The sequence below is a fragment of the Bradyrhizobium sp. Ken51 genome, assembly GCF_055807435.1.
The window spans coordinates 118,744-141,493 of the sequence record NZ_JBVVPB010000002.1; the positions used below are offsets into that span (position 1 = coordinate 118,744).

The 22,750-nt window shown below is 63.8% G+C and carries 20 protein-coding genes and 1 pseudogene; 11 read left to right on the forward strand and 10 right to left on the reverse strand.

Features of this window, described 5'->3' with window-relative positions; translation table 11 throughout:
- Window positions 1-6 precede the first annotated feature (6 nt).
- Window positions 7-1,227, reverse strand: a complete 1,221-nt coding sequence (locus AC0L27_RS04115; protein ID WP_354203658.1) for an LL-diaminopimelate aminotransferase — start codon at window positions 1,225-1,227, stop codon at window positions 7-9.
- A 215-nt stretch (window positions 1,228-1,442) separates the two neighbouring features.
- Window positions 1,443-1,718, reverse strand: coding sequence for a hypothetical protein (locus AC0L27_RS04120; RefSeq protein WP_354203660.1), 276 nt, complete (start codon window positions 1,716-1,718; stop codon window positions 1,443-1,445).
- Between the two features lie 254 nt (window positions 1,719-1,972).
- Here AC0L27_RS04120 and AC0L27_RS04125 point away from each other — a divergent pair, with 254 nt between their 5' ends.
- The 3 genes and pseudogenes from AC0L27_RS04125 to AC0L27_RS04135 form a co-directional block, all read left to right on the forward strand.
- A complete protein-coding gene (locus tag AC0L27_RS04125; protein WP_354203662.1) occupies window positions 1,973-3,781 on the forward strand; it encodes a PHA/PHB synthase family protein in 1,809 nt (602 codons plus the stop codon).
- A gap of 65 nt (window positions 3,782-3,846) precedes the next feature.
- Window positions 3,847-4,245, forward strand: a complete 399-nt coding sequence (locus AC0L27_RS04130; protein WP_275171950.1) for an MAPEG family protein — start codon at window positions 3,847-3,849, stop codon at window positions 4,243-4,245.
- Between the two features lie 179 nt (window positions 4,246-4,424).
- Window positions 4,425-5,126, forward strand: a pseudogene (locus AC0L27_RS04135) (outer membrane protein); the annotation flags it as partial.
- 179 nt (window positions 5,127-5,305) lie between these two features.
- Here the strand turns inward: AC0L27_RS04135 and AC0L27_RS04140 are convergent.
- The 5 genes from AC0L27_RS04140 to AC0L27_RS04160 all read right to left on the reverse strand — a co-directional run bounded on the left by AC0L27_RS04140 (window position 5,306) and on the right by AC0L27_RS04160 (window position 9,441).
- Window positions 5,306-5,875, reverse strand: coding sequence for a class I SAM-dependent methyltransferase (locus AC0L27_RS04140; RefSeq protein ID WP_354203666.1), 570 nt, complete (start codon window positions 5,873-5,875; stop codon window positions 5,306-5,308).
- 14 nt (window positions 5,876-5,889) lie between these two features.
- Window positions 5,890-6,936 carry an N-acetyl-gamma-glutamyl-phosphate reductase gene (gene argC / locus AC0L27_RS04145; RefSeq protein WP_354203668.1) on the reverse strand — a complete coding sequence of 349 codons (1,047 nt, stop codon included), beginning with the start codon at window positions 6,934-6,936 and terminating at the stop codon, window positions 5,890-5,892.
- Between the two features lie 99 nt (window positions 6,937-7,035).
- Window positions 7,036-8,019: an N-acetyl-gamma-glutamyl-phosphate reductase gene (gene argC, locus AC0L27_RS04150; RefSeq protein WP_354203670.1), complete on the reverse strand. Its 984-nt coding sequence runs from the start codon at window positions 8,017-8,019 to the stop codon at window positions 7,036-7,038.
- Window positions 8,016-8,684: an FMN-binding negative transcriptional regulator gene (locus AC0L27_RS04155; protein WP_354203672.1), complete on the reverse strand. Its 669-nt coding sequence runs from the start codon at window positions 8,682-8,684 to the stop codon at window positions 8,016-8,018. Before AC0L27_RS04155 ends, argC (AC0L27_RS04150) begins: the two co-directional genes overlap by 4 nt.
- Before the next feature lie 226 nt (window positions 8,685-8,910).
- Window positions 8,911-9,441, reverse strand: coding sequence for a DedA family protein (locus tag AC0L27_RS04160; RefSeq protein WP_275171944.1), 531 nt, complete (start codon window positions 9,439-9,441; stop codon window positions 8,911-8,913).
- A 272-nt stretch (window positions 9,442-9,713) separates the two neighbouring features.
- Between AC0L27_RS04160 and parE the strand changes: the two genes are divergently transcribed.
- From parE to AC0L27_RS04180, 4 genes are all read left to right on the forward strand, one after another.
- Window positions 9,714-11,756 (forward strand): DNA topoisomerase IV subunit B, encoded by a 2,043-nt coding sequence (gene parE / locus AC0L27_RS04165; RefSeq protein ID WP_275171943.1) that lies wholly within the window; start codon window positions 9,714-9,716, stop codon window positions 11,754-11,756.
- Between the two features lie 434 nt (window positions 11,757-12,190).
- Window positions 12,191-12,973 carry an outer membrane protein gene (locus AC0L27_RS04170; protein ID WP_275171942.1) on the forward strand — a complete coding sequence of 261 codons (783 nt, stop codon included), beginning with the start codon at window positions 12,191-12,193 and terminating at the stop codon, window positions 12,971-12,973.
- Window positions 12,974-13,247: 274 nt separating this feature from the next.
- Window positions 13,248-13,433 carry a hypothetical protein gene (locus AC0L27_RS04175; RefSeq protein WP_007591540.1) on the forward strand — a complete coding sequence of 62 codons (186 nt, stop codon included), beginning with the start codon at window positions 13,248-13,250 and terminating at the stop codon, window positions 13,431-13,433.
- Window positions 13,434-13,454: 21 nt separating this feature from the next.
- Window positions 13,455-14,225 (forward strand): SDR family NAD(P)-dependent oxidoreductase, encoded by a 771-nt coding sequence (locus AC0L27_RS04180; RefSeq protein ID WP_354203675.1) that lies wholly within the window; start codon window positions 13,455-13,457, stop codon window positions 14,223-14,225.
- Window positions 14,226-14,334: 109 nt separating this feature from the next.
- Here the strand turns inward: AC0L27_RS04180 and AC0L27_RS04185 are convergent, their stop codons facing one another.
- Window positions 14,335-15,111: an outer membrane protein gene (locus tag AC0L27_RS04185; protein WP_354203677.1), complete on the reverse strand. Its 777-nt coding sequence runs from the start codon at window positions 15,109-15,111 to the stop codon at window positions 14,335-14,337.
- Between the two features lie 179 nt (window positions 15,112-15,290).
- Window positions 15,291-16,547, reverse strand: coding sequence for an FAD-dependent oxidoreductase (locus AC0L27_RS04190; protein ID WP_354203679.1), 1,257 nt, complete (start codon window positions 16,545-16,547; stop codon window positions 15,291-15,293).
- A 119-nt stretch (window positions 16,548-16,666) separates the two neighbouring features.
- Between AC0L27_RS04190 and AC0L27_RS04195 the strand changes: the two genes are divergently transcribed.
- Entirely contained in the window at window positions 16,667-16,801 is a 135-nt protein-coding gene (locus AC0L27_RS04195) for a hypothetical protein (protein WP_473317967.1), read from the forward strand.
- Between the two features lie 151 nt (window positions 16,802-16,952).
- Here AC0L27_RS04195 and AC0L27_RS04200 read toward each other — a convergent pair whose 3' ends face one another.
- Entirely contained in the window at window positions 16,953-18,467 is a 1,515-nt protein-coding gene (locus AC0L27_RS04200; RefSeq protein WP_354203683.1) for a caspase family protein, read from the reverse strand.
- Window positions 18,468-18,678: 211 nt separating this feature from the next.
- Here AC0L27_RS04200 and AC0L27_RS04205 point away from each other — a divergent pair, with 211 nt between their 5' ends.
- The 3 genes from AC0L27_RS04205 (at window position 18,679) to AC0L27_RS04215 (ending at window position 22,744) form a co-directional block, all read left to right on the forward strand.
- Window positions 18,679-19,644 carry a helix-turn-helix domain-containing protein gene (locus tag AC0L27_RS04205; RefSeq protein ID WP_473317968.1) on the forward strand — a complete coding sequence of 322 codons (966 nt, stop codon included), beginning with the start codon at window positions 18,679-18,681 and terminating at the stop codon, window positions 19,642-19,644.
- A gap of 298 nt (window positions 19,645-19,942) precedes the next feature.
- Window positions 19,943-21,511, forward strand: a complete 1,569-nt coding sequence (locus AC0L27_RS04210) for a DEAD/DEAH box helicase (RefSeq protein WP_473317969.1) — start codon at window positions 19,943-19,945, stop codon at window positions 21,509-21,511.
- A 162-nt stretch (window positions 21,512-21,673) separates the two neighbouring features.
- Entirely contained in the window at window positions 21,674-22,744 is a 1,071-nt protein-coding gene (locus AC0L27_RS04215; protein ID WP_354203689.1) for a GGDEF domain-containing protein, read from the forward strand.
- The last annotated feature ends 6 nt before the right edge of the window (window positions 22,745-22,750 follow it).

A 22,750-nucleotide genomic window follows, 5' to 3' on the forward strand; every position in this document is an offset into this window, starting at 1 on the left:
GAGAACTTAACGCCGAGTGGCGAGCGGAACGACGTTGTGCAACGTTTCGATGCCGCTTTCAAGGAAGCGGCGCACGCCGCGCGCGGCCTGCCTGATCCGTTGCTCGTTTTCCACCATGGCGATGCGGACATATCCTTCGCCATGTTCGCCGAAGCCGACGCCGGGCGAGACCGCGACGCCGGATTTCTCCACCATCAGGGTCGCGAACTGCATGCTGCCGACGCTGCGGAAGGCTTCCGGCAGCGGCACCCAGGCGAACATCGACGCTTCCGGCGGCGGGATCTCCCAGCCGGCGCGGCCGAACGATTCCACCAGCGCGTCGCGCCGCTTGCGGTAGGTGTCGCGCATCTCCTTGATGCAATCGTCCGGTCCGTTCAGCGCGGCGGTCGCTGCGACCTGGATCGGCGTGAACGCACCGTAGTCGAGATAGGATTTGACGCGGCCGAGTGCCGCAATCACGCGCTCGTTGCCGACCGCGAAGCCCATGCGCCAGCCAGCCATCGAATAGGTCTTCGACATCGAGGTGAACTCGACGGCGACGTCCATCGCGCCCGGCACCTGGAGCACCGAGGGCGGCGGGTTGCTTTCGTCGAAATAAACCTCGGCATAAGCGAGATCGGACAGGATCAGGATCTCGTGCTTCTTCGCGAACGCGACCAGGTCCTTGTAGAAGTCGAGGCTCGCGACATAGGCGGTCGGGTTCGAAGGATAGCAGACGACGAGCGCCAGCGGCTTCGGGATCGAATGCACGATCGCCCGCTCGGCCGCCTCGAAGAATTGCGGCGTCGGCTCCGACGGCACCGAGCGGATCACGCCCCCCGCCATCAAGAAGCCGAAGGCGTGAATCGGGTAGCTCGGATTGGGACAAAGGATGACGTCGCCGGGCGCGGTGATCGCCTGCGCCACGTTGGCAAACCCCTCTTTGGAGCCGAGCGTGCCCACCACCTGGGTGTCGGGATTGAGTTTCACGCCGAAACGGCGGGCGTAGTAGCCGGCCTGGGCCCGGCGCAGCCCGGGGATGCCGCGGGAGGCCGAGTAGCGATCGGTGCGCGGCTTGCCCAGCGTCTCCTTCAGCTTCTCCAGCACGTGCGCTGGCGCCGGCAGGTCCGGATTGCCCATGCCGAGGTCGATGATGTCGGCGCCGGCGTTCCGCGCGGCTGCCTTGGCCCGGTTGACCTGCTCGAACACGTAAGGCGGAAGGCGGCGGATGCGGTAAAACTCTTCCATGGCTCTCTCGGCTCCAGGCAACCGGTCAGGACAGAATCGACAGACCATAACGGCCATGCGGAAAGGCGCCCGCTTCCCTCGCGAAAATTACTCAAGATCAAATACTTAGAGCAATCATCGACGACGGCGACTGAAGTCGTTCGCCCTGACTCTCGGCTGAACTAAGGTCTTTTAGCACGGCGAGGCGGAGGCGCCAGCGATTACCTTGCAGCGCCCTATTTCGCGTCCTTGGTGGCAACCGCCTGGCGGTCGCGCGCGGCAGCAAGCTCGGCCTCGATCTTGGCGCGTTGATCCGGCGGCATGACCGCCTGATCGCGATCCGGCGGCAGATCGTGCACCGGCAGATAGCTACCGGCCTCCCTGGGATGCGCTTGCGCATCGGCAGGCGTCATATCCGCAAGCTGGCTCGAGCAGCCCCCCAAGGCGAGCACCGCCATCAGCAGCACACCACAGATCCACCGCGACTTTTGCAGGTCCCTCAACGCCAACACCAGGGAAATCCCCTACCCGTCCCAAAGCACGGCCCCGGGCAACCTTACCCAAGTCCGCGCCCAAGCTCAAACCATTGCTGCCCAGATGGTGCGAGCGAGAAAACAACCCCGGGTCCACCAAGCCGAGCGGTGCGGCTCGATTGTGACGGAACCAAGAAAATTTGTCGCACTGCAACACATCTTCGAGAGTGTTTAACGCCAACCATGCGAGCTTCGCGGTGACGAATACGGAATGAATCGTTACTGTTCTGCTCATGAGTATGGCCACGACCGATACGCCCAAACCCGAGACGAAGTTCGATGCGGAAGCCTTCGCGATGAATGTCGCGCGGGCGATGGAAAGCGGCGGCAAGGCGCTCGCGGCGTACCTGAAGCCGCGGGAGAGCGGCGAGGTGCAGGATCGTCCGCCGGCGGAGCTTGCCGAGGTCGTCAAGACCTTCACCGCCGTCGCCGAATACTGGCTGTCGGATACGTCGCGGTCCTCCGCGCTCCAGACGAAGCTCGCCAAGGACTATCTCGATCTCTGGGGTTCGGCGGCGCGCCGCATGGCCGGTCAGGACGCCCCGCCCGCGATCGCGCCCTCGCCGCGCGACAAGCGCTTTGCCGATCCGGAATGGAAGTCGAACCAATTCTTCGATTTCCTGATGCAGCTCTATCTGCTCACGACCAAATTTGCGCAGGAGCTTGTGCGCGACGCCGAGGGGCTCGATCCGCTGACCCGCCGCAAGGCCGAGTTCTACGTCCAGCAGGTCACCAACGCGATGTCGCCCTCGAACTTCGTGCTGACCAATCCGGAAGTGCTGCGCGCGACGGTGGCCAGCAGCGGCGAAAATCTCGCTCGCGGGCTGAAGATGCTGGCCGAGGACATCGCCGCCGGCAAGGGCACGCTGAAGATCCGTCAGTCCGATCCGGATAATCTCGTCGTCGGCGTGAACATGGCGACGACGCCGGGCAAGGTGATCTACCAAAACGAGATGATGCAGCTGATCCAGTATGCGCCGACGACGGAGAACGTGCTGCGCACGCCGCTCCTGATCATCCCGCCCTGGATCAACAAATTCTACATCCTCGATCTCAAGCCGGAGAAATCCTACATCAAGTGGTGCGTCGACCAGGGCATCACCGTGTTCGTGATCTCATGGGTCAATCCCGACAAGCGGCTCGGTGCCAAGAGCTGGGAAGACTACATGAAGGAAGGCCCGCTCACGGCGATGGACGTGATCGAGAAGGTCACCGGCGAGATGAAGGTGCACACCGCCGGCTATTGCGTCGGCGGCACCATGCTCGCGACCACGCTGGCCTGGCTCGCCGAGAAGCGCCGCCAGCGCGTGGCGTCCGCGACGTTCTTCGCAGCACAGGTCGACTTCACCCATGCCGGTGATTTGCTCGTGTTCGTCGACGAGGAGCAGATCGCATCCCTCGAGCAGGACATGAAGGCGGCGGGCGTGCTCGAAGGCTCCAAGATGGCGATGGCCTTCAACATGCTGCGCTCCAACGATTTGATCTGGTCCTATGTCGTCAGCAATTACCTCAAGGGCCAGCAGCCGAGCGCGTTCGACCTGCTGCACTGGAATTCGGACGCGACGCGCATGACGGCGTCGAACCATTCGTACTATCTGCGCAATTGCTATCTTGAGAACCGGCTCTCGACCGGCACGTTGGTGCTGGACAACACCTTGCTCGATCTCTCCAAGGTCATGGTGCCGATCTACAATCTCGCAACCCGCGAGGACCATATCGCGCCGGCGGAATCGGTGCTGTACGGCTCCCAGTTCTTCGGCGGCCCGGTGAAATACGTGCTGTCCGGCTCGGGCCACATCGCCGGCGTGGTCAATCCGCCCGCCTCGAACAAATACCAGTACTGGACCAACGACAACGTGAAGTCCGGCAACGTCACCGAGTGGATGAAGGGCGCGGTCGAGCACAAGGGCTCGTGGTGGCCGGACTGGCGGCAATGGCTGGGCACACTCGATCCCGAGGAAGTCCCGGCCCGCACGGTCGGCAGCGAGGCGTTTCCCGCAATCGAGGACGCGCCCGGCAGCTATGTCAGGGTTCGCGCATAGCAGAATCTTCCGCGCTTTCGTATAAGCTCCACGCCTGCGGCAGAAATTGATGAGGGGACCGGGTTATGACGCGTGAATTGTTCTGGCTGACACTGACGGTGGTCCTGACCGGAATCCTCTGGATTCCCTACACCATCAACCGCTGCCAGATTCGCGGTCTCGGTGGCGCGATGGCCAATCCCTCGCGCGCCGACAAGCCGCAGTCGGAATGGGCAAACCGCCTGATGTTCGCGCATGACAACGCCGTCGAGAACCTCGTGCTGTTCGCGCCGCTGGTGCTGATCCTGAACGCGATCGACTATTCCTCGACATGGACGGTGCTTGCCTGCGCCGTCTATTTCTGGTCGCGCGTCGCGCATCTGATCGTCTATGCGCTCGGAATCCCGGTATTCCGCACGCTGGCGTTCACCGTCGGCTTCATCGCGCAGGCCGTGCTGGCCGTCGCGATCTTCAAGGTGGTTTGATCGCGTCTCCGATGGCTTAGCGCCTGCAACAAAGGAGTGAAATCCTCGAAACCTGCCCGGCTGCCGGTGTTGCCAAAGGATGACAGTGCGACAAAAACAGGGATGCCATCCGTGGGAGAGACGAAGGATCGCCAATCCACAGGTATATTTGGTCATCTCATTGATGATTCGGGGCAGACATGAATTGGAAGATTGCATCCGCGCTCGCCGGCCTCTCGCTCGCAGCCGTCACGACCCAGGCCAGTGCCGCCGATCTCGCCGCACGTCCCTACACCAAGGCGCCGCCGATGATCGCGGCGATCTATGATTGGAGCGGCTTCTACATTGGCGCCAACGGCGGCTATGGCTCGTCACGCAATTGCTGGGACCAGACTGTTGGTTTCGCGGCCGGCGTTGCGGAAGGCTGCCATGACGCGACGGGCGCCGTCGCCGGCGGCCAGATCGGCTATCGCTGGCAGAGCAGCGCCTTCGTGTTCGGCCTCGAAGCGCAGGGCGATTGGGCGGATCTCTCCGGCCGGAGCGCCAGCACCGTGGCCGGCGTCGCGAACCGCACCCGTGTCGATGCTTTCGGTCTGTTCACCGGCCAGGTTGGCTATGCCTGGAATAGCGCACTGCTTTACGTGAAGGGCGGCGCCGCCGTCACCCGCAATCGCTACCGCGGCATCGGAACGGGCGGTCTGGCCGGAGCCGAGTTCGACGGTGCCGACGATACCCGCTGGGGCGGCACGGTCGGCGTCGGCATCGAATACGGCTTCGCCCCGAACTGGTCGGTCGGCCTCGAATACGACCATCTGTTCATGGGCCGCCACGACGTCACGCTCACCTCCAACGGCGCGCTGGCGCCGGTCGGCACGTTCTCACGCACCGACCGCATCGGCCAGGCGAAGGCCCGGGCATCCACAGTCTTCCTCGACTGCGGCGACGTGGATGGCCGGGACAAGCCCGGCCATGACGAGCAGCGAATGTTGCTCCTACGCCTTCACCGTCGGCTTCATCGCGCAGACCGTGCTGGCCATCGCGATCTTCGAGGTGGTTTGAGATCAGGCCTTGTAGCCCGAAATCAGGCTTTGCGAACGACGAGATGCAGCATGTGCGCCGGCGTCTTGTCAAAACTCTGGATCACGTTCCTGTCCGAGGACAGCGTGATCCATGAACCTGCGCTGGCGTAGGTCGCCTCGAGCCATTCTGGCGACGCATAATTGTAATAGCGCCCGAGACTGTCCCGGCCGTCGCCCTCGCCCATCTTGTAGCTTGCGTAGAACACGCCTGACGGCCTGAGTGCGCGATGAATCCGCGCCAGGATGCCGGCGAGTTCGTCGCGCGGCACGTGCAGGAGACAGGCACTGGCCCAGACACCGTCATAGGCCTCGAACCGCATCGCCTCGACGGCATGACCGAGCCGCTGCGAGGCGATCTCGGCCATTTCAGGCGAGCCGTCGTTGGCGCGCACCGAAAAACCTTCGGCCAGCATCACCGCCGAATGATTGCCGGCGCCACAGCCGAGCTCGAGGATCGAGCCGCCGGACGGCAGCAGAGCGAGAAAGCCTCGCAGCCGCGTCGAGGGCGCCTTCGCCCAGTCCGCATAGGACCGGGCGTTGCTCCGATAGAACTGCAGAGTCGCTTCGTCCACGGTGGCCACTCCGATCAGGGAAACAGCGCGATTTGCTCCAGTCCAGCGGTCTCGGGGAATCCGAACATCAGGTTCATGTTCTGGACCGCCTGACCGGCCGAGCCCTTCACCAGATTATCGAGTACCGAAATCACAATGGCGCGGTTCTTGATCCGGTCGGCGATGACGCCGATCTGCACATAGTTCGAGCCGCGTACGTTCTGGGTCTGCGGCAGCACACCCTTCTTGACGACATGCACGAACGGCTCGCTCGCGTAGGCTTTCTCGAGGGCGGCCCGCAAATCGTCCGGCGTCGCGCCATTGAGCTTGACGTAGGACGTGCAGAGTTCGCCCCGCGACATCGGTATGAGATGCGGCGTGAAATTGATCGTCACCGCGGAACCGGCGGCGACGCCGATCTCCTGTTCGATCTCCGGCGCATGCCGGTGCGTGCCGACCGAATACGGCGAAATCCCCTCGCCCGCCTCGCTGAACAGCGTGTTCTGCTTCAGGCCGCGTCCGGCGCCGGTGACGCCTGACTTGGCGTCGATCACGATATCATCGACGTCGATCAGTTTTGCTTTCGCCAGCGGCACCAGCGCCAACAGCGCTGCCGTCGGATAGCAGCCGGGACAGGCGACCAGCCGCGCCGCGGTAATCTTCTCCCGATAGAATTCGGTCAGGCCGTAGACGGCTTCGCCCTGCAGCTCGAGCGCCTGATGTTCGTGGCCGTACCACTGCGCGTAGGTTTCCTTGTCGCGCAGCCGGAAATCGGCGGACATGTCGAGGACCTTGATCTTCGGGTTGGCCTTCAGCACGGCCGCGATGATCTGCTGCGTGGTGCCGTGCGGCAGCCCGCAGAACACCGCGTCGAGTTTGGTCCAGTCGACCTTTTCCCATTCCACAAGTTTGGGCAAATCCAACATGAAGAAATGCGGAAACACCTCGCTCATCGCCTTGCCGGCATGGGTGTTGGCGGTGAGTGCCGTGATTTCCGCATTCGGATGCCGCGCCAGCAGGCGCACCGCATCGGCCCCGGTGTAGCCGGATGCGCCCAAAATGCCGATCCTCTTCGAACTCATCACACGTTCCTTTCAGGCGTCGCTGGATCGTCTTGGCGGGGTAGAAGGTTGCCGGGTCGCTTCGCCCACCGGACTGGTCTCGCGGCAACGCTCGATCGGTTACTCGTCGGCAAGGCCCAGCATCAGCCGCATGTTCTGCACGGCCGCGCCGGACGCGCCCTTGCCGAGATTGTCGAGCCGCGCGACCAGCACCGCCTGGTGGTATTTGTCACTGGCGAAGACGTAGAGCTCGAGCGTGTTGGTCTCGTTGAGCGCTTCCGGCTCGAGCTTGCCGCCCTTGGTCGCCTCGTTCTGCAGCGGCATCGCCGAGACGTATTTCGAGCCGGCGTAACGCTTTGCCAGTGCGGCCTGGAGATCGGCGCCGCTGGGCTTGCCGGGCAGCGTGTCGAGCTGGAGCGGCACCGACACCAGCATGCCCTGCCGGTAGTTGCCGACCGACGGGATGAAGATCGGCCGCCGCGTCAAGTTCGAGTAGAGCTGCATCTCCGGCAGATGCTTGTGCTCGAATCCGAGGCCGTAGAGCTCGAAGGACGGCGCACTGCCGTCCTCGAAGCTCGCGATCATCGACTTGCCGCCGCCGGAGTAGCCGCTCACCGCATTGACGGTGACGGGATAGTCCGCAGGCAGCAGGCCGGCATCGACGATCGGTCGCAGCAGCGCGATCGCGCCGGTCGGATAGCAGCCGGGATTGGAGACCTTCTTCGCAGCCCTGATCTTGCCAGCCTGATCCGGCGTCAGTTCCGGAAAGCCATAGGCCCAGTCGGGCGCGACCCGGTACGCGGTCGAGGCGTCCAGCACCTTCGGGCCCGACGGCCCCATGCTGTCGATGAGCGCAACCGTTTCCCTGGCAGCATCGTCCGGCAGACAGAGGATGACGAGATCAACCTCCTCCATCAGCGCCTTCTTGGCCGCGGGATCCTTGCGCTTGTCGTCGGCAATCGTCTTCACGACAACGTCGCTCTGCAGCTTCAGCCGCTCGTTGATCCCGAGGCCGGTGGTGCCTGAGCCACCGTCGACGAAGACGGTCGCGGGCTTTGTTGCAGCGCCGGTCTTGGGGGCATTTTTGGTGTCAACGAGACTCATGGCGCGCTCCTTTCGAGCATGTTGGTTTCGGATGCGAAGGCCTCCGGCCTTACGTCCTGCATCAGTTGCGCGATCTCCCTGGCGTCGGCGTGGGCTTGCGCGCCAAGCGCGTTGGCGATCGCCGTATAGTCGGCATCGGACTTGTGCTGGTTGAGCTTGAAGCTGCCTTCGACCTCCTCAATCGTCATGACCAGACCCACGATCCCCTTCTTCAGCCCCTCGAGCCGCCCCGCCGTCATTTTGCCTGAGGTCCACGGCTTCTTCGGCAACAGCCAGTTCTCGAACTTGTCGCTGAGCGTGTCGATCTGCACCGCCAGCTCGTCATCCGACAGGAGCCTCACCGGCCCGCTCAGATGCACCGACTGGTAAAGCCAGGTCGGCACCTGATCCGGCGAGACGTACCAGTCCGGCGACACGTAGGCATCGGGGCCGTTGACCGCGAGCAGCCAGGACGCCGCGCCGCCCGCCAGCTTTAGCAGCGGATTGTGACGGGCGACGTGGAAGGCGGCCTGCGGCGTGCCATCGGCGGCATAGGTCAAATAGAACGGCAGCGGCGAGGCGACCGGCTTGTGGCCGTCGAAGGCGCAGATGGTGCCGAAGCCGCGCGTGTCGGCGAATTTCAGGCTCGCGGCGCGGTCCTGCTTGAAAAAGGGTGGCGTGTACATCCTGGTCTCCTGCTGGCCTCTTTCGGGGGGGCCGCCGGATCAGATCGCGCTGACAGGAGAGAGAATGCCGCGGATCGGATCCAGCGGCAAAGACGATGATCTCAAACGCGATCGACCGCCCAAACCGCTAAAGAGCGGCGGCGGCGACGGGCGAACAAAATGGTCGCGGCGTTGATCATGGCGCGGGGCTATAGGGCCAGTTGCGGTTGGCGTCAAGGTTCGCACGTCACACCACGCGCCAGATCCATTCCATGAACTTCGCGATCACGTCGCCGAACAGCAGGAGCGCCGCCGACCAGATCAGCGCCGAGACGAAATTGGCGGCCTGGAAGCTCCAATAGGGCATCTCGAAAATGCCGGCCGCAAGCGGCACGGAGGCGCGCAAGGGGCCGAAGAAGCGGCCGATGAAGATGCTCGGCACGCCCCAGCTGCGCACGAAGGCCTCGCCCCTGGGCAGGAGTTCCGGATAGCGCGAGAGCGGCCACATCTGGGCAACCTTCTCCTTGTAGCGATAGCCGAACCAGTAGGAGACCCAGTCGCCCAGCGCCGCGCCGATGCCGCCGGCGATCCAGACCGGATAGAAGCTGATGCCACTCGCGCCGATCAGCGCGCCGATAGCGACCAACGCGCCCCAGGCCGGAATCAGCAGCGAGATGAAGGCGAGCGACTCCCCGAAGGCGAGCACGAACACGATGGGAGCTGCCCACGTCTGATGCGCGCGCACGAAATCGGCAAGCGCGTGCGCAAACTGCTCCATTCAAAATTGCCTTTCCGCCTGCCCGAAGGTGCTGCTCGATGAAAAGGACTGGTAAGCCAAGGACTTGTGTGACATCAAGTCACAAAGTCCCGTCCAGACCGGACCGGACCGTCAAATTGCCGGGAATTGATGGGGCTGCGGCGTAAAATCGCCGGGATTGGCTCCCAACCACACCGCCCGGCCCGCCCTGCGATAACCTTTCCAAGTCAGAAGTGGCATAGTCGGCCCAACCGATTCGCCGCTCATGCGGCCCTCAAAACGCATAAAGATATATGTCCAAGCAGTTGAAACCAAAAGCAAAAGACGACTTTTTCGGTGGTGATGAGCCGAAGCCTCGACCCGCCAAGGCGGCCCCGCGCGCGAGCGGCGCCGAGGCCGACTACACCGCGGCCGACATCGAGGTGCTCGAAGGTCTGGAACCGGTGCGCCGCCGGCCCGGCATGTATATCGGAGGCACCGACGAGAAGGCGCTGCATCACCTCTTCGCCGAAGTCATCGACAACTCCATGGACGAGGCGCTGGCGGGGCATGCGACCTTCATCGGAGTCGAGTTGAGCGCGGACGGGTTCTTGACCGTCACGGACAACGGCCGCGGCATCCCGATCGATCCGCATCCAAAATTCCCGAAGAAGTCGGCGCTCGAAGTCATCATGTGCACGCTGCACTCGGGCGGCAAGTTCGACTCCAAGGTCTACGAGACCTCGGGCGGCCTGCACGGCGTCGGCATTTCCGTGGTGAACGCCCTCTCCTCGCTGCTCGAGGTCGAGGTCGCGCGCAGCCAGAAACTCTATCGCATGACGTTCGAGCGCGGGCACCCGAAGGGCAAGCTCGAGGATCTCGGCAAGATCAACAACCGCCGCGGAACCCGCGTGCGGTTCAAGCCGGACACCGACATCTTTGGTGCGAAGGCCGCGTTCAAGCCGCAGCGCCTGTTCAAGATGACGCGTTCGAAGGCGTATCTGTTCGGCGGCGTCGAGATCCGCTGGAATTGCGCGCCCGAACTGCTCAAGGGCGTCGACGACGTGCCGGCGGAAGCGACGTTCCACTTCCCCGGTGGCCTCAAGGATTATCTGGCGGCCGCGATCCATGCCGACACGCTGGTGCATCCCGACATCTTCTCCGGCAAATCGGGCCGCAACGGCGCCCATGGCGCCTGCGAATGGGCCGTCGCCTGGACCGCGGATGCCGACGGTTTTCTGTCTTCCTACACCAACACCGTGCCGACGCCCGACGGCGGCACGCACGAATCCGGTCTGCGCAGCGCGCTGCTGCGCGGCCTCAAGGACCACGCCGAACGCGTCGGCCAGGGCAAGCGCGCGTCGTCCATTACGTCTGAAGACGTGATGGTGGGTGCAGCCGTGATGCTCTCGGTGTTCGTGCGCGAGCCCGAATTCCAGGGCCAGACCAAGGACCGTCTCGCCACCGCCGAAGCGCAGCGCATCGTCGAACAGGCGATGAAGGATCCCTTCGACCATTGGCTGTCGGGCAATCCGAACCAGGCCAACAGGCTGCTCGACTTCGTGGTCGACCGCGCCGAGGAGCGGCTGCGCCGCCGGCAAGAGAAAGAGACCGCGCGCAAGACCGCCGGCAAGAAGCTGCGCCTGCCGGGGAAGCTCGCCGATTGCAGCGATGCCGGTCTGGACGGCTCGGAACTCTTCATCGTCGAGGGAGACTCGGCCGGCGGCAGCGCCAAGCAGGCGCGCGACCGCAAGACTCAGGCCGTGCTGCCGCTGCGCGGCAAGATCCTCAACGTCGCGTCCGCCGGCAAGGACAAGCTGACAGCGAATACGCAGCTCGCCGACCTCGTGCAGGCGATCGGCTGCGGGATGCTCGCGCAGTATCGTGAAGAGGATCTGCGCTATCAGCGCATCATCATCATGACCGACGCCGATGTCGACGGTGCCCACATCGCTTCGCTGCTGATCACCTTCTTCTACCGGCAGATGCCGCGGCTGATCGACGAAGGCCACCTCTTCCTCGCCGTGCCGCCGCTCTACAAGCTGACCAACGGCACGAAGTCGGTCTACGCCCGCGATGACGCGCACAAGGCAGCACTGATCAAGAGCGAGTTCAACGCCAACGCCAAGGTCGAGGTCAATCGCTTCAAAGGCCTCGGCGAAATGATGCCGGCGCAGCTCAAGGAAACCACCATGGATCCGGCCAAGCGGACCATGCTGAAAGTGGTTCTGCTCGCCGACGACCGCGACACCACGGCGGATTCGGTTGAGCGCCTGATGGGCACCAAGGCCGAAGCGCGCTTCGCGTTCATCTCGGACAAGGCCGAATTCGCCAATGACGACCTGCTGGACGTCTGATCCGCAGGCGCTGCCCGGTCGTATCCCATCCAGAGCCCCGGCATGAAGCCCCGGGGCTCTTTTGTTTTTGGGGCCGACAATCGTCCTACCCCACCTCGACTCGCTGATTCCCGGCCTCGTCGCATCGCGAGTCGGCCAACGACTCACCCAGCCAAGCTGATGCAGGATTGCCTCCATTTCGGACAAAGCCGGATTTGCTAACGAGAAGTTACCAAAACACAGATCGCGAAATTCTGAATAACACGTTGATAATGCAGCTCTATTGTATATTTCGGCAATGGCACTCAGAATCCCTGCGGTGCAGCGTTTCCCGGCGACTGTGCCTGCTCTGCAACAGCATTTCGGAGAGAAGCAGCTATAGTCCGGGACATCAGATCACACGGACTTCAGTGCGCTCGCGCCTGCCAGACAGACCAAAGCTTGGGGATTTTAAAATGAAGAAGATTTTGCTCGCACTGACTGCGGTTGCCGCGATGACCGGTTCGGCCTCGGCCGCTGACCTTGGCGCCCGTCCCTACGTGAAGGCGCCGATGGCGGCTCCCGTCGCCAGCTGGACCGGTTTCTACATCTTCGGCGGCGCTGGCGGCGGCCTCTCGGCCTCTGACCAGCGCGTGCAGACCACGGTCGGCGCAGTTCCCCTGACGATCGATCAGCGCCAGGGTGGCTCGGGCTGGTTCGGCACGGTCGGCCTCGGCTACGACTGGCAGTTCAGCGGCACCTGGGTCGCCGGCGTGTTCGCTGACGGTCAGTTCGGCAGCATCCGTGCCACCATTCAGGATCCGACCCTTGGCCTCACCGGCAACCAGAAGCTGGAAGACTCCTGGGCCGCTGGTGTCCGCCTCGGCTGGCTGGTCGCCCCGAACGTTCTCTCCTACGTCAACGGCGGTTACTCTGGCGCCCATTTCGGCCAGACCAACTTCATGACGCTGGGTGGCGTTCCCGCTGGTGTCCACCTGGGCAGCTACAACCGCAACGGTTGGTTTGTTGGCGGTGGCGTCGAGAACAACCTGAACATCTTCGGCATCCAGTCGCCCGGCTGGTTCATGAAGACCGAGTATCGTTCGGCCTTCTACAACGCCAAGACCTCGGACATCGTGACCGACGTGGGCAATCTTCCGATCGGTAACAGCATCCGTGCCAACAGCTGGAACCAGACGATCTCGACCTCGCTGGTCTACCGCTTCAACTGGACCGGTCCGGTCGTCGCGAAGTACTGATCCGAACGCAAGTTCAGACGTCAAAGCCCCGGCATCGTCCGGGGCTTTTTCGTTGTGCGGTGCTTCAGCGGCTGATGCCCGCTTTCAGCTTTGGGTAGGCGTCTCGAAAGCTGGCTTTCCGGCGATCTTGCGTATGGACATGCATCCGCCCTGCGGCCTGCATCAGCAGCCATTGTATCCCAACCACGGCTACGGCTAGTCTCCCGCCAAGTTTTCGGGCCGCGGCAATCGGCTTGTCGCGTCCCGACAGAAGCGGACCAATGGGGAGGAATGCATGCGCAGATTTCTGCTTGTAGCAGGCCTGTTTGCCCTCGCCGTCGGGCTGCTCTGGATCGGACAGGGCACGGGCACCGTCGCGTGGCCGCGATCGAGCTTCATGGTCAACCAGTTGCAATGGGCCGGCTATGGCGCAGCCATGGCCGGCTTTGGGCTGGTGCTGATCTGGCAGAGCAACCAATAGAAGAAACCAGGGAATAGCAGCATGACATCCAGTCGGTTCGATCTCCGCGGCAAGGTCGCGATCGTCACGGGCGGCAATGGTGGCATCGGGCTCGGCATGGCCCGTGGCCTCGCCGATGCCGGCGCCAACATCGCCGTGGTCGGTCGCAACGAAACCAAATCCGCCGCCGCCGTCGCCGATCTCAGCCAACGCGGCGTGAAGGCGATCAGTGTTGCCACCGACGTCACCGACAAGGCGGCCATCGCCGCGATGGTCGAGCGTGTCATCGGGGATCTCGGCCGCATCGACATCCTCATCAACAACGCCGGCATGAGCATCCGCAAGCCGCCGCACGAGCTCGAGCTCGACGAGTGGAATACGGTGATCAACACCAACCTCACCAGCGCCTTCCTGTGCTCGAAGCTGGCCTATCCGGCGCTGAAGGCGTCCGGCAACGGCAAGGTGATCAACATCGGCTCGATGATGTCGATCTTCGGCGCGAGCTTCGCAACGGCCTATGCGGCGAGCAAGGGCGGCATCGTTCAGTACACGCGCGCCTGCGCCAATGCATGGGCGCCCGACAACATCCAGGTCAATGCCATCCTGCCGGGCTGGATCGACACCGACCTGACCCGCGGAGCGCGGCAGCAGGTATCAGGATTGCACGAGCGGGTGCTGGCACGCACGCCTGCGGGGCGGTGGGGCGACATCGACGACTTCGCCGGCATCACCGTGTTCCTTGCCTCGTCCGCCTCCAACTTCGTCACCGGCACCGCGATCCCCGTCGATGGCGGGTTCTCGGTGATGGCGTAGGCCGTACGCGAAAGCCCTGCACACAAAAAAGAAGCCCCGGACAATGCCGGGGCTTTTAAATTTGGGCAGTGATCGTCTTTTGTGGCTGCTTGGTCGTTCGTTGACGCACTCAGTAGCGGGCGATGACCGGCGCGTCGAACTTGTAGCTGGCGCGCACGACGGCCCACTGGATGTCGCGCGGCTTGGCATCGAAGCTGTAATTGCCCGAGGTGCCGCCAAGTTGATAGGTCTGGCTGGCGAAGGCTGCGTAGTTGTACTCGAGGCCGACGATCCAGTTGCGGGTGACGCCGTATTCCCAGCCGGCGCCGACGGTCCAGCCGTTGGCCCAATGGGTCTGACCGCCAGAGCCCGTCGACGGGTTCGGAACGGTATCGCTCACCGACAGGCGGTTGTTCACGCCCGCATAGCCGCCCTTGATGTAGAACAGATTGTTCTGCACGGCGAAGCCCGCACGACCGACGACGGTCGCGAGCACGTTGGCGCGCCAGGAGAACACATCGTCTAGGCCGACGCCGAACGTATTGTTCCTGCCCGAGCCGTGGTTGTCGAGGCCGGAGATCGTACCTTCCATGCCGAACACGTAGTTGTTGGCCTGCCAGTTGTAGCCAATCTGGGCGCCGCCCATGATGCCGGCGCCGCGCTGACGAAAGCCCTCGCCCGGAGCGAGGTCACCAAAGGGCGTTGTGTTCGCGGTGTTGTTCCAGCGCTCGTTGGTCCATGCGCCACCGATGTGACCGCCGACATAGAAGCCGGTCCAGTTGAACATCGACTCCATATAGGCCGGCGCCTTTGTGTAGGGCCGTGCACCGAGATCGGCAGCGGAAGCGGCGCCGGTCGAAATCAGAGCGGTCGTGCAGGCGAAGGCGGCAATCAATTTGTTACGCATGGTACACCCCGTGTCCTTTGATGGGTGCACGCTCACATGCAGTTCTTACTCAAATTTGAATCAAGACAGTTAAGACGTGGGATTGGCAAGCAGCGCGCCTTCAATCCGTTTGCGCTGTTGCACGCAGGCAACGCGCCGAGCGCGATTTAACGCAGCGTTATCCCTACCGGGTTCTTGCGCTACCGTGCCGGCGCAGCCTTCGACCGCACGTGCTCGGGCCGGACGCCGAGCGCGAGCAGGCGCGCCGGAATGCCCTGGAGCCACGGCAGCGCGGTGATGAGGCGCACGACCAGCGGCACTTTCAGCGGCCGGTCGCCGCCCTGCAAGGCGCCGCTGATGATGTTGTTCTGCACGATCATCTGCATTCGCTGCGTCATTTTCACCGGGAATTCGCGGCGACGGCGCACGGCATCGAGTTCGTCCTCCGACGGACAGCTGTTTTGCAGCTTGTCCGCCAGCAGATTTGCGGTCGCAACCGCATCCTGCACGGCGAGATTGACGCCGACGCCGCCGACCGGCGACATCGCATGCGCGGCATCGCCGATGAGAAGCAGGCCCGGCCGCGTCCAGCGCGGCAGACGGTTGATCGCGACGGTGAGCAGCTTGAAATCGTCGAAGCTCTTCACATCGGCAATGCCGATCTTCAGGATCGGCGCCATGCGAACGACGTCATCGAGCAACGCCTGTAATCCCCTCGCCTTCACCGCGTCGTATTGTCCCTTGGCGATGACATAGGCGCACTGCCAATAGTCGCCGCGGTCGAAGGTGATCATCATCTTGCCGGGCTCGACGCGCGCGAACACGTTCTCGGTCTCGTTCGCCTTGCGGCCGACGCGGAACCACAGCACGTCCATTGGCGCGCCGATCTCCTCGACCTCGAGGCCGGAACGCTGACGCACTGTCGAATGCCGGCCGTCACAGGCGATGGTGAGATCGGCTTCGATGTCCACGATGCCGTCCGGCGTCTTCGCCCGCACGCCGACGACGGTCTCGCCGCGGCGGATCAGATCGACGGCCTCCGTGTTCATCATCACCTTCAGCGAGGCGAAGCGCTGGCCGGCCTCGCGCAGGAAATTCAGGAAATCCCATTGCGGCATGAAGGCGATGAAGGGGTACTTGGTGCGGAGGCGGCTGAGATCGGCGATGCGAACGGGGGTACCGCCGAACAGGCCGTCCATCTTCTGCAAGCGCTGATGCGGCAGCTTCAGGAATCCGTCGATCAAGCCGAGCTCGTCCATCACCTGGAGTGTCGAGGGATGCACGGTGTCGCCGCGGAAGTCGCGGAAGAAATCCGCATGCTTCTCCAGCACCACGACATCGATGCCGGCGCGTCCCAGGAGATAGCCGAGCATCATGCCCGCCGGTCCGCCGCCGACGATGCAACACCGCACTTTCACCGAGGAGCCCTGGGGATGCTGCGACGTATCGGATTTCACGGCCGGGTCCTCATCCACCAGTTGAGCTTTCTGTGCAGTGCAGCAAGCAAGATTCATTTGCCGCAGTTGTGAATGGCCGTTAGCCTTGCTGCCAATTCCGACTCATTCAGGAAATTGCAGTGCAGACAATCTTCATACTGCTCGGCGTCTGGATCCTGATCAACGTGCTTTTCGTCGTGATCATGATCACGCCGCGGAGGCCCGGGCTGGCGCCGGTGCGCATCGAACAGAACGGCTATCCGTACGAGGAGTAGGAGAAGCTCCTGCTGCGCCGCGTCATCATTTCGATCGCGATGGGCGCGTTCTTCTCGCTGACTGCGCCCTTGATCGAGGCGCTCGACTCGATCAAGCCTTTGATAAGGATGCGCCGCGAATAGTTGCGGCGGACGCGGCCTGCTCGACACCTCAGTTGTTGCTGCGGTTCGCGCTGCGGAAGCTCTTGATCTCCGACACGCTGCCGTCGCGATAGGTCAGCTCCACCGAGATGAACTGCGTTGCCGGCGCGAGCTTCATGTAGAGCGGCATGCCAGCGCTGATCGCGCTGGGATCGCGCATGTCGCAGCCCGGCATCTTCAACACCTGGTTCGGAACGGCGGTGTCGATGCCGATGCGCACCTCGCGGATTGCGCAGCGGTAGGACACGAGGTGCGTGTAGTAGACCAGCAGCCCGTTGAACTCGCGGAATGACAGCCAGCTCGTCGCGGTCATGTCGAGGATCTTGCGCTGGTCGCGGATCAGCGCGGCTTCGGGATCGAACCTGATCGGGAACGGCCCCTGCATGTCACCGGACTGGTCGACATAGCGGACCTCGATGGTGCCGGCCTGCGCGTCCGGCGGCAATTCAATCGATGGGTTCGGCATTCTCTTGCGCGTGCGCGGGTCGAGCGTATCGATGAAGCCGGTTTCGCGGAAATCGCCATTGCCGGCCATGCGCCAGGATACGCCGAGGGTCGGGTCGGCAAAGGAGAACACCACGCTCCACCCGCCATTGTGGCGCGAGAAGCTCGCGATCGGCGCATTGGTGGTCTCCTCCTTCGGCACGCGCGGCACCGACACCGGCGGCAGCGCCGCAAGCTTCTGCGCCGGCGGATCGGCCGGGCGCGCGGCGACGTCCTTGGCGATGCCGCTGAGGAAGACGTCGTCGACCATCTGATCGAAATAGACCGGCACCTGCCTGTGCTTGACGGTGTCGGCCATCTCGGCGACGAGACGGCGCGTACGCTGCGCCACCTGCACCAGGTTCTCGCCGGGCTGGAGCAGCTCCTTGGCGAAGGTGCGCGTGAACACCGAATTGGGATTGGCGTCGTCGTTGGAGAGGCGGTCGAGCGCGGTCTGGCGCGGGCCCGCGGAGAAGACCGAGAACACGCCTTCAGGCAGCTGCACCATCGGGGCAAGTCCGCCACCACCTGAGACGGCGCGGGTGCCCTTGCGCTCGAACGGGTTGTTGCGGCACGCGTCGAACACCAGGATCGAGGTTCGCGCCTTCTTGTTCTGGAGACGCTCGACGATGCGATCGGCCAGGATGGAGGCGTCACGCACCAGCTCTTCCTGCCCTTCCGTCGCCGCCGGCACGTCGGTCGGCAGCAGATAGTTCTGGCCGGCGATCTCGAAGCCGTGGCCGGCATAGAAGAAGAACGCGGTGTCGCCGGCCTCGATCGTCCGATCGAACGCGAGCAGCGTTTCCGAAAATTGCTGCCGGCTCTGGTTTTCGGCGACCATCACCGAGAAGCCGAGCTGCTTCAGCGTATCGCCCATGGTGCGGGCGTCGTTGACCGCCTTGAGCAGCTTCGGAACGTTCCTGTAGTCGTTGTTGCCGACGACGAGCGCAACGCGCTTCTCTGCACAGGCGGGAAGCGCGAAACCGCTGAGGCCGGCCGCGAGGCCAAGCGCCGCCAGAACTCTGAAAAGCCGACGCGTCATCGAAAATCCCTCACGAACGGCCCACGCCGGTTCCCTCGAACATCGGTTCATGGGAACCGCGCCGTTGATGTGATAGTCGGCCCAGCCATAGCGCTGGTTCAACAGCCCCGAGGACTCAGGTTCTGTCGTCTAGCCTATGGCAGATCCCGCTGGAATCTGCTTTTTCTCAGTCAATTCTTGTGGGCGATTCCGCTGGAAGCGAGGGGCTGCCGTGTATCGCTGGTGCACCGACGAGGTCGAGCCGCACGACCGCTTCGACTTTTGGCGCGAGGTGCGCGCCAAGGGCCTGTTCGGCGTCACCGCCGAACTCGAGCGAGAACGCCGCGCGGACTTCTTCGGCGAATTCTCGCTGCGCCAGCTTGGCGGCGCCGGCCTCGTCGAACTGAAGGCGTCGCACTACAGTGTCGAGCGCAGCATGACCGACATCGCTCACGCGCCGAGCGACAGCATCTGCGTCTATCAGCAGCTCGGCAGCGGCGGCTGGTTCGGCGGCATGCGCAGCAGCGACTTCACGATCGCCAATGGCAGCTTCGCCACCAGCCATACCGACCAGCCCTATCGCACGACGCCGCTGGGCGCAGGAGGCTTCCATCTGCGGATCCTGAAGGTCCCCGTGAGCAGCCTCTCCACGCAGGATAACCGCATGCGCGAGCTTGCGCCCCGGACGTTCGACGATTCCACCCTGGCGCCTCTGCTCGGCGCCTGCTTCGCCGATCTCGGTGAGGTTGCCGCGGGTGATGACGGCCCCGCCGATGCCGCTTCCCTCGTCCAGGCTTTAGCCCATCTGGCGCTGATCGAGCGCGGCATCCTGCGGCCCGGCAGCCGCCTCGGGCAGGCCGCGCTGCGGACCGCCCGGCTCTCGCAGGCACGGCGCCTGATCGCGCGTCACCTGCAAGACCCGAATCTGGCGCCGACAGTGGTGGCCGATCTGCTCGGCATCTCCGTGCGTCACCTTCATATTCTGTTCGAAAGCACGGCCAAGAGCTTCTCGCAAACCGTGACGGAGGAACGCCTGAACCAGAGCCGCCACTTGATGCGCGAAGCCTCGGACCGGCTGATCGCCGACATCGCGACCTCCTGTGGCTTCGACAGCCTGGCGACCTATTACCGGGCCTTCAACGCCGCCTACGGGATGGCCCCCGGCGACTTCCGCGCGCAGGGGCCGCAGGGGCGTTAGCCGACGTTTGGGCAGCTCCGGCCGATCGCCGGATTGGGCGGAAAACCGCAGCCGCGCCCGCTATTTGGGCGAAAACCTCAGGTTTTTTAGGGCCTTCCCGCGCCTGCTCCATTGACTTTGGCCGATTCCCGCCTATGTTCCGTGGCGACGCGGCTCAGATCGAAGAGCGATTCCTGAGCTTGGCGCTTTGTTCGCGTGAGTCAGCACCCCCAGCTTCTTTGAGAGCGCGCCGTTTTGGGGTGGAACGCGACAGCCTTATTACCCTCGATTCCGAACGGCGGTTTCGACCAGAGGCTCAATGTCTTTTACCCATCTCGGACTATCCGAAAAAGTCCTCGCCGCAGTGGCGGCCACCGGTTACACCACCCCCACCCCCATTCAGGAACAGGCGATCCCTCACGTCCTCGCTCGCAAGGATGTGCTCGGCATCGCCCAGACCGGCACCGGCAAGACCGCGGCCTTCGTGCTGCCGATGCTCACCATTCTCGAAAAGGGTCGCGCGCGGGCGCGCATGCCGCGCACCCTGATCCTTGAACCGACCCGCGAACTCGCGGCGCAGGTGAAGGAAAACTTCGACCGCTACGGCGCGGGTCAGAAACTCAACGTCGCCCTCCTGATCGGCGGCGTTTCCTTCGGCGACCAGGATGCCAAGCTGACGCGCGGCGTCGACGTGCTGATCGCCACTCCCGGTCGCCTGCTCGACCACACGGAGCGCGGCGGCCTGCTGCTCACCGGCGTCGAGTTGCTCGTCATCGACGAAGCCGACCGGATGCTGGACATGGGCTTCATTCCCGACATCGAGCGCGTCTGCAAGCTCGTCCCGTTCACCCGGCAGACCCTGTTCTTCACCGCGACCATGCCGCCGGAGATCCGGCGCATCACCGAAACCTTCCTGCACAATCCGCAGAAGGTCGAGGTATCGAAGCCCGCCACCACCGCTGTCACCGTTACGCAGTGTCAGGTCCCGGCCGGGCGTGAGGCGCACGAGAAGCGCGAGCTGCTTCGCCGATTGCTGCGCGAGGCCAAGGATCTCCAGAACGCGATCATCTTCTGCAATCGCAAGCGCGAGGTCGCCGTCGTTCACAAATCGCTGCAGAAGCACGGCTTCAGCGTCGGTGCGCTGCACGGCGACATGGATCAGTCGGCCCGCACGGCGGCACTCGAACAGTTCCGCAAGGGCGAGCTGCCCCTGCTGGTCGCATCCGACGTCGCCGCCCGCGGCCTCGACATCCCCGAGGTCAGCCACGTCTTCAATTTCGATGTTCCCCACCATCCCGACGACTATGTCCACCGCGTCGGCCGCACCGGTCGCGCAGGCCGGTCCGGCATGGCGATCTCGCTCGTCACGCCGCTCGACCAGAAGTCGATGGTGGCGATCGAGAAGCTGATCGGCCAGAGCATTCCGCGCGCCGAAGGCGATTTCGAAGTCCGCACCGATGCTTCCGATGCGAGCGAGCGTCCGCGCGAGCAGCGCGGCCGTGAACGTTCACGCGGCGGACGCGGCAAGCCGCAACGCGGTCGCGATCGTGAGCGCAGCCACGAGCCGCGCGAAGCGCGTGGCGAGGCACAGCCTTCAGCCGAAGCACGGACCGCTCCCGAGGCGAGGCCCGCTGCCGAAGCAAGGCCCGCACGCGAGGCCAGGCCTCCGCGTGAATCAAGGCCTCCGCGTGAAGCCAGACCTCCGCGTGAAGGCAAGCCATCATCCGAGCCGCGTGACGGTGCGCGCCAGCAGGCCAATCCGTCGCATGTGCCGTCGATCGGTCGCCCCGAGCCGCGCCGCCAACGTGAGGCCGACAGTGAGCCGGGCGACCACTCGCATCTGCCGGCATTTCTGCTGCGTCCGGTTCGCACCCCCGCCGGCGCCTGAAGCGCGATGCGCGCCTTTGGTTGAAGTAAAGCTGGCGCGCACTTTTTTGGACGCATTCGTGGGCGTATATTTACGGGGCGTTCACGATCGTCCGTTAGCCTACGAACATAATTTAAGTATTGCTGCGGTCGACGGCGCGCCGATCGCTGTGGGGTATGTTCCGTGGTCAAGGTGCTCGACGAACACGAACGCACGATGGCGTTCGCTGAGGTTGCGCTCGGTCAAATCCGATCGCTACGACAGACGGCAATTCCCCGCAATTACGAGATCTGGTTCGTCTACGCCACCGGCTACAACGCCCCCCTCAACAAGATCATCAACGAGACGCTGGCGCGGAGCGGCAAGCTGACCGAAGCCGATCTCGATCAGATCTACGAGACCTACCTCTCCCACATCAAGACCACCGACCGCATCGACAAGGTCGGCGCGCGCGTCATCGGCGAGATCGACGACGTCATGAAGGTACTCGGCGACGCACTCGAGATGACCGGCTCCTACGATGCCAGCCTGTGGGGCGCGACCGAAAAGCTGTCTACGGCGCCCGAGAGCCGCGAGCAGATCAAGTCGATCGTCGAGACGCTGCTGCATTCCACCAGCGAGATGCGCGAGACCAACAAGGCGCTGGAAGATCGGCTGACGCTCTCGAAGAGCGAGATCAGCAATCTCCAGCAGAGCCTGGAGGCAATCCGCGCCGAGAGCCTGACCGATCCGCTGACGGGGCTCGGCAACCGCAAATATTTCGATCGCATGATCGACATGGCCGTGCAAGGCGCGCTCGCCTCGGGCGAACCGCTGTCGCTGCTGCTGGTCGACATCGATCATTTCAAGTCGTTCAACGATTCCTACGGCCATCTCACCGGCGACCAGGTGCTGCGGCTGGTCGGCCTGTCGCTGAAGCAGACCATCAAGGGCCAGGACATCACCGCGCGCTATGGCGGCGAGGAATTCGCGGTCGTGCTACCCAACACCGCGCTGCGCCAGGCCCTCACGGTGGCCGATCACATCCGGCGCGCGGTGATGGCGAAGGAATTGAAGAAGAAGTCCACCGGCGAAATCCTCGGCCGCGTCACCATCTCCGTCGGCGTCTCCATGCTCAAGCAGGGCGACGACACCGATGCGCTGATCGAACGCGCGGATGCTTGCCTGTACGCCGCCAAACGCAACGGCCGCAACCGCGTGATCTGCGAGGCCGATCCGGAATTCGCGGTAGAGACGCACAACCGCGTGGCGTGACGCCGA

Coding starts and splice junctions, on each gene's coding strand:
- argC (WP_354203668.1), bottom strand. CDS start 6,936: ATGAGTTCGAAGAGGATCGGCATTTTGGGCGCATCCGGCTACACCGGG.
- AC0L27_RS04130 (WP_275171950.1), top strand. CDS start 3,847: ATGACGCGTGAATTGTTCTGGCTGACACTGACGGTGGTCCTGACCGGA.
- parE (WP_275171943.1), top strand. CDS start 9,714: ATGTCCAAGCAGTTGAAACCAAAAGCAAAAGACGACTTTTTCGGTGGT.
- AC0L27_RS04180 (WP_354203675.1), top strand. CDS start 13,455: ATGACATCCAGTCGGTTCGATCTCCGCGGCAAGGTCGCGATCGTCACG.
- AC0L27_RS04160 (WP_275171944.1), bottom strand. CDS start 9,441: ATGGAGCAGTTTGCGCACGCGCTTGCCGATTTCGTGCGCGCGCATCAG.
- AC0L27_RS04170 (WP_275171942.1), top strand. CDS start 12,191: ATGAAGAAGATTTTGCTCGCACTGACTGCGGTTGCCGCGATGACCGGT.
- AC0L27_RS04200 (WP_354203683.1), bottom strand. CDS start 18,467: ATGACGCGTCGGCTTTTCAGAGTTCTGGCGGCGCTTGGCCTCGCGGCC.
- AC0L27_RS04155 (WP_354203672.1), bottom strand. CDS start 8,684: ATGTACACGCCACCCTTTTTCAAGCAGGACCGCGCCGCGAGCCTGAAA.
- AC0L27_RS04115 (WP_354203658.1), bottom strand. CDS start 1,227: ATGGAAGAGTTTTACCGCATCCGCCGCCTTCCGCCTTACGTGTTCGAG.
- argC (WP_354203670.1), bottom strand. CDS start 8,019: ATGAGTCTCGTTGACACCAAAAATGCCCCCAAGACCGGCGCTGCAACA.
- AC0L27_RS04175 (WP_007591540.1), top strand. CDS start 13,248: ATGCGCAGATTTCTGCTTGTAGCAGGCCTGTTTGCCCTCGCCGTCGGG.
- AC0L27_RS04185 (WP_354203677.1), bottom strand. CDS start 15,111: ATGCGTAACAAATTGATTGCCGCCTTCGCCTGCACGACCGCTCTGATT.
- AC0L27_RS04125 (WP_354203662.1), top strand. CDS start 1,973: ATGAGTATGGCCACGACCGATACGCCCAAACCCGAGACGAAGTTCGAT.
- AC0L27_RS04210 (WP_473317969.1), top strand. CDS start 19,943: ATGTCTTTTACCCATCTCGGACTATCCGAAAAAGTCCTCGCCGCAGTG.